Below are 13478 nucleotides of genomic sequence, written 5' to 3'. Positions count from 1 at the left end.
CGCTAGCTCGCCAGGGGAAGGCGGGACGGGGTTATCCCGACGAGGGATCAGAGGTCGTTCCGGACAAGGACTCCCTGCGCCACCACGGCCCGGATTCCCTCCAGGGCGGAGCCGCTGGTCAAGGGATCAGAGTCCACAATGACGGCATCCGCAAAGGAACCGCGTACCAGGCGCCCTGCATTCTCACTCCAGCCCAGCAGGGCGGCGGCATTTACTGTCGCGGCCCGCAAGGCGTCTAGCGGCGAAAGCCCGGCCTCAGCCAGAAGACGCACCTCCGTGCCGATAGGCGTCACGTCCGATCCGAAGGAGTCAGTCCCGGCGACGACGGTGACGCCGGCTTCATGGGCGGCTTTCACGGCTGCTTTGATGATGGGTGTGTACTCCTTGCCGCGGGCGGCAAGGATCGGGTTGGAGGAACCCGCCATGCTGGTGATGGCATCCATGGTGGGAGTGAAGAACGTCCCACGGCTGGCCATCCGGTAGATGGTTTCCTCGCTGACGAAGACGCCGTGCTCGATGCTGCGCACACCGGCCCGGACCGCGCCGTCTATCCCTTCCGCACTGTAGGCATGGCACAGTACGCCTGCTTTCCCTGCGGCCTTGACCACCGCGGACAGCTGCTCGTAGTTGTAGACCAGTTCTCGGGGGTCCTGTTCCGGCAGGCCCGCCCTGGGGTTGGCCCGGGTCTTGATCACCTGGGCGCCGCGTTTCAGGTTGACCTTGGTGAGGTAGGCGAGGTCGGTCGGTTCGGTCACTCCCCCGGACAGGGCTGCGAGCGGTGCCAGGTCCGGATCCGCAAGGAGGGAGTCCCCCAGCTCGGGTGATATGAACAGCCCTGCCGGGCTCATCCGGGGCGAGGCGCCGGCGGCCCAGGCGGGAAGGGCAGCGAGGGCGACGTCCTGGTAGAAGCTGCTGGAGCCACTCCTGACACTGGTGGCTCCGCCCTGCAGGATGGCACGCGCATCCGACAGCGCGTTCGCGTGGACATGCACGTCTATGAGGCCGGGAAGAACCCAGCGTCCGGAAGCGTTGACGATGCGGGCTTGGCCGGCAAGGGCGGCCACAGCACGGCGGGTCTCGTCACGGCTGCCCACCGCGGTGACTTTGCCTCCCTCCAGCACAAGGACTCCTTCTGCCACCGCGTCGCCGGTCTTGGGGTCAACGATGGTGCCGCCTTCGATGATTATCGGCGCGGATGAAGCGGGGCGGCCAGGGTAGCCGGGGCTTGCCGTGTTGCCCTCCGCTTTCGCCGCCGGGGCATTTCCCAGCTGCGCAGCAAGGCTCGCCACCGAGATTCCGGCGAGGGCGGCGGCCCCGGCGAGGATGCCGCGGCGCGGAACTGCGGCGGAAGGCAGGGCAGCTGGGGTGTGGTCGTGCAGGCACATGATTTCTCCAGGGGCAAGGGGCCGCTCCGCAGCAGTGCGGGCGCCGGAGTCAGTGGGGTCAAAAGTCGTGGGTCCAGCCAGGGCGGATCAGCATCCCCCACAAGGCGCCGGGAGCCGCGGTACGCCTCAACGATACTCCCTTTGGTATACCAAGACAATAGCCTTGGTTGCCGAGACTGCAGATAGAAGTCCTCAACCGACGTTGGCGGGAGAGCTGATTTCCGCGTGCGGATAGGTGGGCGGGAACAGCTCGCCGGGCTCCCGGCGCCGGAGGTCCCTCTCCGAGTAGGCGGCCTTCATCTGGTCGAAGAGCCGCTGCCCCTCAGCCCGCAGCGCGTCGAGGTCGATGCCGGGCAGAGCGCCGTCGACAACCACGGGGCGCCCCGCTACGAAGGTGTCGGTCACCTGGCGCGCCGTGCCGTTGAGCACCAGCGTGCGCAGCGGATCTTCGACCACACCGTCACCGAAGTGGCCCAGGGAAACAACCGTAATGTCGGCCTGCATGCCGGGTGTCAGCTTCCCCAGATCGTCCCGCCCCAGGGCCCTCGCACCGCCTAGGGTGGCAGCGTCGAAGTAGGCAGCCAGGGTCCCGGCGTCCGGCCGCTCCTCGACCAGCCGGGTCAGGTGCATGCCGACGTCCATGCCGCGCACCAGGTCCGGCGGGAAGGAATCAGTACCCAGGCACAGGTTGACGCCGGCCTCACGGAAACAGTCAAACGAAACAAGCTGCTTCTGGTAACGGAACGATGTCAGCGGGCAGTGCACAATGCTGACACCGTGCCGGGCCAGCAGGTCCAGCGGACCTCCGGGCGCCAACGCGGCGGGGTCCTTGCCGTTGATCACCACGCCATGCGGAATGAGCAGCCGCGTGCCAAACAGGCCGGTGGATTCGAGCAACTCCAAGACGCCGCGTCCCGCGGAATGCTGCAGGAGCCCGTCCTCAAGCGGTGACTGTAGGCAGTGGAGCCGGACAATCGCGTTCCGCTCCCGGGCGATCCGCGCCGTTTCACGCATGAGCTCGTGGGACAGCGTCTCGATGCGGCACGGCAGCAGGACGCCGGTGACAAGCGGGTCGGCGAGGCCGGCGGTGTGGTCCAGGAAACGCTCCGCGTCGCGCAGGCCGGCGAGCCCCTGCGCCTCATCGAAGTGGACTTCGCGATCACCTGCGGCAGTGGCGACGTGGACCCCGGAACGGTAGGCGGGACCGAGGTAGCCGCGCAGTCCGATCCGCCGGCTGGTCTCTGCCATGTCCGCCAGTTCGTCGAGGCCTTCAGCCCAGGCACTGTGGATCTCCGAGGCGATCGGCATGTACGTCGTGATGCCGTGCAGGGCGAGCTGCGCCAGGGCGAACCCGCGCACCGTGGCGCGCTCCGACGGCGTGAACACGTCCCGGCGGCGGTCGGCGAAGTAGTCCTCCGACCACAGGTGGCCGGCTGCGACGTCGGGCGTCGGCCACGAGTCCAGGATGAGGTGGTCGATGTCGGCGAGGGCGTCCAGATCTATCAGGCCGGGCATGACCAGGCTCTGACCGTAGTCGCGCTCCTCATCGACCGGACCGCCGTAGTTGCGTCCGACGAAAACGATGGAATCTCCCTCGAAGACCACCTCGCCGTCCTCGATGAGCGTGTGCCGTGCCCCGTCGAACCCCAGAACGTAGCGGGCTGAGATTTTCTTGTACATCGTGCCTCCTTGGCGGACTGTCAAAAATGTGACTTGCCTCTCAATGGGTACGAGTATACAGTCATTTGGTATACCAAAGAGCGATTCCGCAAAATGCGAGATGTCTTTGTTCTGATCCCTGATCCCCCTCGAAAGGCCTGCGCCATGCGCAATGAAGCGAAGACCACAGGCGGGTCCGTGCCCGTCCTCGTGGATGCGGTACCGTCGCGTACTTTCCGTGCCCGACCCGCCCTGTGGTTCGCGATGATCGCGATCTCCACCGCCGTCTGTGCCGTGGCCATCATGATCGGAACCCACAAGTTCCATCTCGGCCCGGCCGCCATCGTCCTGATGCCCATCCTGTGGACTGTGCTCATCGGTGGATTCCTCGGCGTCCAGGGGTGGAAACCCATCGGAGGGCGCGCGCGTGCAGTGTCCACGCACCTGATGGACGTGTCCATCGTCTTCTTCCTGGCAGGGCTCGGCACTCAAATTGGCCCGTCACTGACGAAGTTCACCAACATCGGTCCCGCGATCCTCCTGCAGGAGGTGGGCCACGTGGTCGGCACGGTGATCCTGGCTCTTCCAGTCGCAGTTGCGCTGGGCTTGGGCCGAACGGCGATCGGAGCCACGTGGTCGATCGACCGTGAGTCCTACCTCGCCTTCGCCATCCAGCGCTTCGGCGTCCGCTCCCCCGAGTACCGGGGCGTGTTCGCTGTGTGGGTGCTGGGCAGCGTCTTCGGCGCCGTGTTCATCTCCCTCCTGGCCGGGCTCCTCGGCGGACTGGACTTCTTTGATCCCCGCGCCCTCGCGCTGGGGCTGGGACTCGGGTCCGCTTCCATGATGCTCGGCGGCGTGGGCGCGCTGTCCATCCTGTATCCGGAGATGGCGGGAGAGATCATGGCCCTCGCGGCCCTCTCCAACCTGGTCACCAACATCGTCGGCTTCTACGCCGGGGTCTTTATCGCGCTGCCCATGTGCCGGAAGCTCTACAAGATGTGGTCCCGCATCTTCGGGCGGGACGACCTCGGCCGCCGTGTCCGCCGCGGCGCTCTCATTGGCCTTGCCGCTGGCGTCCAAGCAGGCGGCTCGAGCTCAGCGCGCCCGGGCAGCGCGGTGATGGACGCGGAGGAGGCGTCCGGCACCGACACAGTGGACGTCAACGGCATCGAAGCGGACCCCACTGTTGTCCGGACACCGAGGACGTGGCTCATCGCGTTCGCCGCCACCGGAGTGGTCGGCGTCCTGCTGAACGCCCTCGGCACCGGTTCCGCGCGGCCGTTGGATGTTGTCGGCGTGCTCATCCTACTTGCACTGACGGCCGTCGCGCTGGTGCTTGCGAAGCTCGTCCCGGCGGTGCCGTCCAGCATCTGGGTCCTGGCCCTGGCCACCATCGCCTCCGCAACGTTCCTGCCCATCGGCCCCTTCATCGCTTCCACCACGCAGCACATCAACGTCCTCTTCGCAGGTTTGCCCATGATCGCCCTGATCGGCATGTCGCTGGGCCGCGACGTGAAGGCGCTGCGCTCATTGAGCTGGAAGATCGTCATCGTTGCACTGATGACGTTCACCGCGAGCTTCCTCGCCGCGGCAGTCATCGCGCAGGTTGCCTTCCACTTCTAGTACGTGCTGCTGTGGGAGGGCACCGGTCCCCGCGGATCGGTGCCTTCCCCGCCGTCGTTAACTTCTCAGTCGAAAGGAATGAACCATGCTCATCACCAATGTCCGCCCCTGGGGCCGGGACGCCGTAGACCTTGAGGTTCGCGAGGGGAGGATTGCCGCCGTTCACCCGGCGGGGACCGCCGTGGAAGTAGCTGACTCCTCCGGCGGGGCCATCGACGGACATGGCCGGATCGCCATGCCCGCCTTTACCGACGTACACGTCCACCTCGATTCGACACGGATCGGGCTGCCGTTCCGGGAGCACACCGCCTCGCCCGGCGTGTGGAACATGATGTGCAACGACCGGGAAAACTGGCGCGACACCCCCATTCCCTACAGGGATGTCGTGGCGGGAACGCTGGAGCGAATGATTGCGCTGGGGACCACGCGAGTCCGTTCCTACGCGCAGATCGACGTGGACTGCAAGCTTGAGCGGTTCGAGGCAGTGCTGGCCGCGAAGGAGCGCTTCGCCCACGCCGCCGACGTGCGGGTTATGGCTTTCCCTCAGGCAGGCCTCCTGCTTGAGGACGGCACCGTTCCGCTCCTCGAGGAGGCCCTGCGTGCGGGTGCGACAACCGTCGGCGGCATTGATCCCTGCCAGCTGGACCGTGACCCGGTGCGCCACCTGGATATCGTGTTCGGCCTGGCGGAGAAGTACGGGGTGGACGTCGATATTCACCTGCACGAGCCAGGCCACCTGGGTGTCTTCAGCGCGGAACTTGTCTTCGAACGTACCCGCGCGCTGGGTATGGAAGGACGCGTCTCGCTGTCCCACGCCTACGATCTGGCCAATGTCCAACCCGATGTGACGGCCCGGCTCGTGGAGCAGATGGCCGAGTTGGACGTCGCTTGGGCGACGGTCGCCCCGGCTACCGGCGGCACGCAGTTCGACCTGGCCCGCATGACCGAGGCCGGGATCCGTGTCGGTTTGGGCGAGGACGGCCAGCGGGATTACTGGAGCCCGTACGGCAATTGCGACATGCTCGACCGCACCTGGCAGCTGGCCTTCACGCACCGGTTGCGCAAGGACCGGCTGATCGAGCACTGTGCGGCGATCGCCACCATCGGAGGCGCGTCCATCATGGACCGCACCATCCAGCGCCTCACCAGTCCCGACGACCTGCCCGGCTTGGCACCCGGGGATCGGGCGGACATTGTCCTGGTCGACGGCGAGACCGTCACCAGCACCGTTATGGACCGCGGCACCGACCGCACCGTCATCCACGACGGCAGGCTTGTCGCCGACGGCCTGGTCGTTCTGAGCTGACGGAGACGGGTTGCTCCGGCCCGCCGTCGTCCGTTTGCGTTTTGAACGAAGCCGTCAGCGCCCCTGCACGGAACGGGGTGTGGTGATCCGGGCGACCGCCTCCGCCGTCACGGCCCGGTCGTGCTGTTCGGTATCCAAAGCTGCGTGCAGGAAGGAGTCTTCGATCAGTGCGTCCAGCATCCGGCACGTGACCGGGTCGAAGTGGCGACCCAGGGAAGTGCGGCTCTGCCGCATCCACGCGTGGGGACTCCCGCTGGCGTCCGCACCCAACTTTCGTACCGGCTCAGCAGCCGGGTAAATTTGGGGCGATGATTCACATTGACCAGGATGACCCGGCGCGGGGAGATGTCCGCCAACTCCTGAGCGAGCACCTGGCAGACATGTTCGCCACGTCGCCGGCCGAAAGCGTGCACGCTCTGGACCATTCCGCACTGTCCGCACCATCGGTCACGTTCTGGACGGCACGCGAGGAGGGCCAGCTCTTGGGGTGTGGCGCGCTCAAGCTCCTCGATTCCCCGCACGGCTCAGCGAAGCACGGCGAAATCAAGTCCATGCGCACCACGGCAACCGCGCGGGGGCGAGGGGTCGCCACGCTGATGCTCAGGCACATCCTTGACGCGGCCCGAACCCTGGACTTCGAGCGCATCTATCTTGAGACTGGAACCGAGGACTATTTTGCGCCCGCACGGCGCCTGTATGTCCGCAACGGATTCACCGAGTGCCCTTCCTTTGCCGGCTACGTCCTCGATCCAAGCAGCATTTTCATGGAACTCCGCCTCTAAGCGAGAGGCTGGCCCAAGCTGGCGTCGTCGCGGGCGCCGGCCCGCACTAGGGAGTGTCTCCTTATTGCCATAACCAGATCAGGGAGGCGTAGAGAGCGACGCCTGCCCGGTAGGTGATGGCGAGTCGGTCGTATCGGGTGGCGATGCTGCGCCATTGTTTGAAGAGGCTGAAGGATTGCTCGACGACGGACCGGCCTTTATAGGCTTCGCTATCGAAGTCCACGGGCCGGCCGCCGCGGGAGCCTTTGCGTTTACGGTTGGCGATCTGGTCCCTGGGTCGGGAATGATGGCCCCTGATCTTCTTCTCACGCAGAAGGGCTCCGTTGGCCCGGGACGAGTAGGCCTTGTCGCCCATGACCGCGTCAGGTCGGTTCCTGGCCCGGCCGCCGCCAAGCCGCGGCACGCTGATCGCATTGGTGACGTGGGGAAACATGCGTGAGTCCGGTCCCTGGCACGGTCCCAGAATGAACGCCAAGGGACGGCCCCGGCGGTCGCAGGCGTGATGGATCTTTGCGCTCAGCCCGCCCCTGGACCGGCCCACGGCGTGGTCCTCAGGCTCGATCCAGAGTTTCTTGTAATTCGGCGGATCCCCCTGTGGTGCGGGGAAGGTTCGTTCCATGCTGGTGCGCCCGGTTAATGGTCGAATCCACTGAAACAGTCCAGTCGATCTCTCCGTTGGCGTCCGCCTCAGCCAGCAATACCGCGTGGATACGGTCCCAGATCCCGTCCGCAGCATAGCGGCGGTGCCGCTTCCAAACGGTTTGCCACGCCCCGAATTGCTCCGGCAGATCCCGCCACGCTATCCCGCACCGGTACCGGTACGCCATGCCTTCTACAATCTGGCGGTTATTACGGAACGGGCACCCGCGCTGGCCATCGGAACTTGGTAACAAAGGCTCAACGCGGGCCCACTGCTCATCAGTGAAATCTGGAAACGCGACACCACCCCAGTTATTCAACCAACGCCCAGCCCATTTAGGAGACACGCCCTAGTCGGTTTCGGGTCCGCGGCAGAAGAAGCAGTCCGGACCGTCACAGGTGTCATCGAGTTCGACCGTCGACGTGGTTTCTGAAAGTTCCTTGACTTTTGAGCTCATTATTATCCTTGCCTTTACTGTCGTGGTGTCGTGGAGGCACTGGGCGCCAAAGTCGGTTAGTGGGAGAATCCGGAAGCGGTCTCGGTGAGGGACTTACCCTTGGTCTCGGGCGCCAGCCACTGGGACAGGACGGCACCGATGAGAGTGAGCCCGGCGGCCATCAGCATTGTTATCTGCGCCCCGTAGGTCACCATGGACCACGGCAGCAGGAAGGTCCCGGCACCCGCTCCAACACGGCTGACCGCAGTGGCGAAGCCAGTTCCGATGCCGCGGATTTCAGTGGGGAACACCTCTCCGGGATAGATACCTGTCAGTGTGTTGTAGCCCGCGTTGAAGAAGGAAAAGGCCAGGAAGCAGGCCAGGACCACCCAGGCCGGCGCACCCGCCCAGAGGCCGATGACCATCAGGAGAAGGAAGCAAAGCCACTGCGGAGGGACGGTCAATACGCGGCGGCCGAGCCGATCGATCAGGACCACGGTCAGGATTACGCCTGCTGTGGCAACCGCCGAGAGTCCCACCCCGCCGGCAAGTCCCTGGCTTAGTCCGTAGCCTTCGAGCACGCTCTCGGCAAAGGTGGCGATCGCGAAGTACGGGGTGACCGCACAGAGCCAGAACATCGAGCAGAACAGAGTAGCCCGCCAATACCGGCGTGAAAACAGCATCTTGAAGGTGCCCTGTGGGCGGTCGTGCTCGTGCTCGACGTCGTTCATGTCGGTGGCGTCTTCCATGTACTTGTACGCCACCGCGCGGGCCTCGTCGTGACGGCCCTTGCTCCAGAGCCAACGAGGCGACTCCGGCAGGCCGAAGCGGGCAAAGAACAGTATGACCGCAGGAAGCGTGCTCGAACCGAGGATAATCCGCCAGTCCACCGTAGTGTTCTTGGTCAGCACGTAGCCCACAATGAAGGCGACCATGAAGCCGACGTAAAAGGCGACCAGGGTCAGGCCCATCAGGCGTCCCCGCATTCTGGCGGGGGCGAACTCCGACATCAGCGGCCAGCCAACGGAGTATTCGACGCCGACGGCAATGCCCATGAGGAGTCGCACCACGAACAACTGCCACGGTTCATGGACGAAGAACTGGAGGGCGGAGCCGATGACGAAGATGCCCATGTCAATCATGAACAGTGGTTTGCGCCCGAACTTGTCGCCAAGCCAGCCGCCGACCGGTGAACCAACCAGAATGCCGAGCAGTGACGAGGCCACGATCAGGCCCTCCCACAAGGGGGTGAAGCTCAGTTCAGTGGTAATGGTGCCGATCACCGTGCCGACAATCCCGAGGATGTAGCCGTCCAGGAACATTCCCCCGACCAGAACGGCGGTCAGCCTGGTCAGAAAGCGGCGTTTAAACGCCTTGACTGAGGCATCCTCGGTGGTTTGTGTTGTGTTCTTTAGGGAAGGCACCGGTGGCTCCTGTACTCAGGGATGGACATGGGATTTCTCCTTCGTCGAGGAGGAGGGAGGCGCTTGTGAACCTCGGATCGGGCTCTTCGCGCGTTCCCAGGATGGGAGCTTCTCATCATGGTGTGGTAACCATCACAACCAATCTAGCGTGTGATCACATATCACGTCAACGACCGGCTCTTCCTGAAGGAAACAATCGGCCCTCTCTTGACTCGATATGTGATCACACATTACATTCGTGACTGTGACTACAGCCACACCGTGCTCCGTGCATGAGCGGCGGCCAGGGTCGACGTGACAAGGACGGATCAAGCTGGCCCAGCAGCCGCAGGCAGCTTCACCCTTTCCGCTGTATTTCTCCGCACACCAACACGCATTGGGACAAGGATCGCGAACTCCCCCGCAATCATGTGCCCAACAGATCCATCCAGGAGCCACGCCGTCCGAGGTGAACAGCGTCATGTGTCCAAGAGAGACCAGCCTCTGGACGAAAAGCCCCATGAGAGGAACGTACTTCCAGTGAGCATCATTCAACGGGAAGTACTTGCAAAATTGTGCGAACAAGCCTTGTTGCACTCCGGTGCAGGAACGCGGGACGCCCATGTCCCGGCCGAAGCCACCGTCGAAGCCGAGCAGGTTGGCAACCGCGCGGTTGGCGTGGCCCACTTGTTCGACTATCTCGACGGCTACACGCAGGGACGTATCGTTTCAGACGCCCAGCCCAAAGTCCGCCGCGCGGCTCCCGCCGTGATAGACGTCGACGCCGGCAGCGGCCTTGCACAGTCCGCCTTCGCCGCCGCTTTTGACGAGCTTCTGAATGCCACGCGGGAGTCGGGCATTGCCGCACTGTGGATCCGGCAGTCCTACACCTGTGGCGAGCTTGGCTACTACGCACGGCGGCTGGCGCAACAGGGGTTCATCGCTTTCGCCTCAGCCAACAGCCCGGCGTTGATGTCCATCGGAGGGTCCCCGAAACGGGTCCTCGGTACCAATCCCCTCGCCTACGGCATTCCCCGGCCAGGCATACTGCCCTTGGTCATTGATCAGGCATCATCCTCCACCGCATTCGTCAACATCAGGCGCGCGGCAGATGCTGGTGACCCCGTTCCGCAAGGGTGGGCCCTTGACGCCAGCGGGCAACAGACGCAGGACGCCAACGAAGCCCTTCAGGGAACCCTTTTGCCCTTCGGTGGACATCGCGGTGGAAACGTGGCCCTGCTGATGGAAATCCTTGCGACGCTCTCAGGCGCCTCGTTTTCCGTGGACGCCGCACCGTTCGATCAAGGCGGCACTTCCCCTGGCATCGGGGTCTTCCTGCTGAGTATCGACCCTGCCAATTTCGGCGGTTCGGTGGAACGCCTGACCAAGCAATTCGGAACCCTGCAGGATCAGCATCAGGTCCGGATTCCTGCTATGGGACTCACCGAACTGCCAGATCAACTCGACATCGACGCCGGGACGCTGCAGCGTCTGCGTGAAGCCGCTCAACCCGTGTGAACCACCCATCCCCTCAGGGGGCGGGCGGGGTGGACCGCTGCCCCTGCGGGACAGGAACCTGCGCCAAAATGGCTGCCCTGCACGTAAAAGGCGAGCTCGCACTGAACGAGCCCTTCCGTCACGGGCATGATGGGTACCGTCTACACCGGCGAGTTGGTCGAAAAAGTTGAAATCGCCGGACGGAGCGGCGTGGTACCCAGGATCAGCGGACGGCCTGGATCACAGGCTTCAGCACCTACGTTCTGGACCCGGAGGACCCAGTGTTTCCAGGTTGCCGATGCCGTCCAGCCCATGGAAGCCTCGGTCTAAGGCCATAAGCGCATCAACAGCACGTGCTCGTGAGATACCCAACCACGGAACCGTCCAGCGATACCGGTTCACCCGAAATGATTGCATGGCGATCGCTCGACATCCTCAACCGCACGAGCAGCCGGTGGCCGGGACGTGGGCCTTGACCGGCCCGTGCCTCAACCAGCCCTGCCTCAAGGGCGTTGTCCTGTGGGCCGTACTCGATTCCAAACGCCGGGACCCCGTTGGCGATCCGCAGGGCGGTGAATGCTTCATCGCCGACCAGTCCAAGCCCGTGCCGTGCACCTGCCTCGAGGAGGAGGTCCCAAAGGTACAGCCCGTGCTCCGTAGCAGAATAGAGCGTCCATCCGCCCAGGCCGGTGAGGGATTCTGCCACCGCGCGGACGGGGACGCCGCCGACGTCGAGGATTGGGGCGAGGGGGGACCCGGTCGGGGGCAGCGCCCCGTGCGTTACTGAACGGAGTACCGCGGCAGCTTCAGGCCCTATCAGGGCCAACGCCGTTGTTGAGGAGGACAGGTCGGAGACGGTAACCGTGGTGGAGTGCCGGCTCTCCCGGCGGAGCTGCCAGATATCCTCCGGGGTGCTGCCGATCACGAGGTAGGAGTCCTGGGCGGCGCGGACCAACGTTAGTTCGGCTGCGATACCGCCGGACGGGCTTTCCACGAGAGCCGGGGCAGAATCATCCACCTGCAAGGACAGTGGCGAGGAGAGGATTTCCTGCAGGTGTCTTCCCGCGTTGTCACCGCGCACCTCAAAGATACTGGTAGCTCCTCTGTCGACGAGCCCGGCGACATGGAGGGCATGCCGAGCCTCGATGGAAATTGCCGGGGACCATCCATACGTTCCCCAAGCGTCCCGTTCGGCGTGCAGCCGTTTTGCATCACTGGCGTACCACAGTGGACGCTCCCAGCCGCCCTGCGAGGTTCCGAATTCTGCCTTCAGGGCTTCCTGCCGAAGGTAGAAGGGGGTGGTCGCGAATTTCCTTAGTTGCTTGGTTTGCCAGCGTGGGTGGTGGATGTCGTAGACCTCGTCGTAATTTTCACTCGCCCTGGCAATGCTGGCTGACCTCGTCAGGTGTGCCTGGTCGAAGCGGCGGAAGTCCAGGGTAGTGGTGTCGATGCCCGGATCTCCGGTGACAATCCACTCGGCGAGGACACCGGCGACGCCCGCCGACTGGGTGAGCCATACTGACTCACCCAGCCAAAGACCCCGGATCCCTGGAACCTCGCCTAGGAGCGGGTTGCCGTCGGGAGTGAACGAAAAAATTCCGTTGTAGCCATCTTCCGGTTCACAGTTATTGGCCTCGGGAAACAGCCGCTTGAGCTCAGTCCAACCGTCTTTGAGGTCGTTCCAGGTCAAGGGGTGGATGGCGGGCTCGGTCCGAGTACTGGAAAAGTCTTCGGGGCTGGCGATCTCCGACTGGTCCACGGGAATGACGCGATGCTCATAGCTGCCCCAGAGAAGCCGTTCACCGTACTGTCGGAAGTACGAGCCCGTGGCTTGGTGGCGCACCATGGGCAAGGCGATTTCCTCCCGCTCGCTGAAGCCGGAAAGGGAAGGAAGGGCACTGGTTGACGATGAGCAGTGCTCCATGGGAACCATGGGTAGCTCCAATCCGAGCATCCTTCCGAGGCTTGGACCCCACAGTCCGGCGCACACGACGACGACATCGGCTTCCAGGAATGAGGTTCCTTCCGGGAGCCGTTCCCCCTTGCAGGGGTTGCCGGGCACCGGCGGCGTCGCCCGGACATCGACGCCGCTGACCCGGCCGGCTTCGATTCGGAACCCTGTGACCTGGGTATGGCCGTAAAAGCGTGCCCCATTTTCGATGGCCCGGCGAGCTTGCCACTCCACGGCGCGGACCGCTTTTACGACTCCATCCGATGGAGTGTGCAAACCGCCCAGCACGCTGGAAGTGTCCAGGGCCGGGAACAGCTTTCCGCACTCTTCAGGACTAACAATGCGGGAGGGAACGCCCCATGACTGTGCGAGGTTCTGCCGGCGGTGCAGGTACTCCAGCCGCTCCCCATCACAGGCCAGTTCGAGGCCCCCAACCCGCTTGAGGATCCATTCACCGTCCCAGGAGAGTCCGTCCAGCTTGTCCAGCGTCCGCCTTGCAAGCTCGGACATCACGGCTGTGCCCGTGGTCTGGAATGCGAAGCCCGGCGCGTGGGAGGACGACCCACCTGTCCGGTACAGGGGACCTTGGTCCACTACGGTTACGGACTTCATGCCTTGGCGTGTCAGGTCGTCGGCCAGCGCGGCTCCAACGACGCCTGCGCCGATGATGAGGATACGGGTGTCTGGGTCAATCCGGGCGGTGGCCACGTTATCTCCCTTGCGGTCAGAGACGTCCACGTCTCACGTCAAAATGTCGGTTGGCTCCCGGGGTTGCGCAGAAGCGCCCTGATCCGGG

11 protein-coding genes are annotated in these 13478 nt (G+C 64.4%); 5 read left to right on the top strand and 6 right to left on the bottom strand.

What is annotated here, in order from left to right; all coding sequences use genetic code 11:
• Positions 1 to 47 precede the first annotated feature (47 nt).
• Together J7I92_RS11935 and J7I92_RS11930 are read right to left on the bottom strand one after the other, a co-directional pair.
• Positions 48 to 1385, bottom strand: a complete 1338-nt coding sequence (locus J7I92_RS11935) for an amidohydrolase family protein (protein WP_214840721.1) — start codon at positions 1383 to 1385, stop codon at positions 48 to 50.
• Between the two features lie 192 nt (positions 1386 to 1577).
• The gene (locus J7I92_RS11930) at positions 1578 to 3065 is read right to left on the bottom strand and encodes an amidohydrolase family protein (RefSeq protein ID WP_214840718.1); all 1488 of its coding nucleotides are present in this window, start codon (positions 3063 to 3065) and stop codon (positions 1578 to 1580) included.
• A 144-nt stretch (positions 3066 to 3209) separates the two neighbouring features.
• Here J7I92_RS11930 and J7I92_RS11925 point away from each other — a divergent pair, with 144 nt between their 5' ends.
• Both J7I92_RS11925 and J7I92_RS11920 read left to right on the top strand, forming a co-directional pair.
• Positions 3210 to 4667 (top strand): DUF3100 domain-containing protein, encoded by a 1458-nt coding sequence (locus tag J7I92_RS11925; protein ID WP_251039832.1) that lies wholly within the window; start codon positions 3210 to 3212, stop codon positions 4665 to 4667.
• An 85-nt stretch (positions 4668 to 4752) separates the two neighbouring features.
• On the top strand, positions 4753 to 5973 hold the full coding sequence (locus J7I92_RS11920) for an amidohydrolase family protein (RefSeq protein ID WP_214840717.1): 1221 nt from the start codon (positions 4753 to 4755) through the stop codon (positions 5971 to 5973).
• Between the two features lie 54 nt (positions 5974 to 6027).
• Here J7I92_RS11920 and J7I92_RS11915 read toward each other — a convergent pair whose 3' ends face one another.
• Positions 6028 to 6207 (bottom strand): hypothetical protein, encoded by a 180-nt coding sequence (locus tag J7I92_RS11915; protein ID WP_214840715.1) that lies wholly within the window; start codon positions 6205 to 6207, stop codon positions 6028 to 6030.
• A 74-nt stretch (positions 6208 to 6281) separates the two neighbouring features.
• Between J7I92_RS11915 and J7I92_RS11910 the strand changes: the two genes are divergently transcribed.
• On the top strand, positions 6282 to 6755 hold the full coding sequence (locus J7I92_RS11910; RefSeq protein ID WP_214840713.1) for a GNAT family N-acetyltransferase: 474 nt from the start codon (positions 6282 to 6284) through the stop codon (positions 6753 to 6755).
• Between the two features lie 61 nt (positions 6756 to 6816).
• Here J7I92_RS11910 and J7I92_RS11905 read toward each other — a convergent pair.
• A protein-coding gene (locus tag J7I92_RS11905; RefSeq protein WP_251039831.1) for an IS5 family transposase occupies positions 6817 to 7714 on the bottom strand; the annotation gives its coding sequence in 2 pieces (ribosomal slippage) (positions 6817 to 7335 and positions 7337 to 7714; 897 coding nt in all).
• 194 nt (positions 7715 to 7908) lie between these two features.
• Positions 7909 to 9255, bottom strand: coding sequence for an MFS transporter (locus tag J7I92_RS11900; protein WP_311380294.1), 1347 nt, complete (start codon positions 9253 to 9255; stop codon positions 7909 to 7911).
• Positions 9256 to 9774: 519 nt separating this feature from the next.
• Here J7I92_RS11900 and J7I92_RS11895 point away from each other — a divergent pair.
• Together J7I92_RS11895 and J7I92_RS24590 are read left to right on the top strand one after the other, a co-directional pair.
• Positions 9775 to 10752 carry an Ldh family oxidoreductase gene (locus tag J7I92_RS11895; RefSeq protein WP_214840711.1) on the top strand — a complete coding sequence of 326 codons (978 nt, stop codon included), beginning with the start codon at positions 9775 to 9777 and terminating at the stop codon, positions 10750 to 10752.
• Entirely contained in the window at positions 10749 to 10922 is a 174-nt protein-coding gene (locus tag J7I92_RS24590) for a proline racemase family protein (protein WP_396020377.1), read from the top strand. Before J7I92_RS11895 ends, J7I92_RS24590 begins: the two co-directional genes overlap by 4 nt.
• A gap of 152 nt (positions 10923 to 11074) precedes the next feature.
• On the opposite strand, the gene J7I92_RS11885 is transcribed toward J7I92_RS24590, so the two are convergent.
• Entirely contained in the window at positions 11075 to 13420 is a 2346-nt protein-coding gene (locus tag J7I92_RS11885; protein WP_214840707.1) for an FAD-dependent oxidoreductase, read from the bottom strand.
• Positions 13421 to 13478 lie beyond the last annotated feature (58 nt).

This window comes from Arthrobacter sp. ISL-72, assembly GCF_018613755.1.
GTDB lineage: Bacteria > Actinomycetota > Actinomycetes > Actinomycetales > Micrococcaceae > Arthrobacter.
Note: the sequence above shows the minus strand (reverse complement) of the source record. Positions and strands in the feature narration are given on the sequence as shown.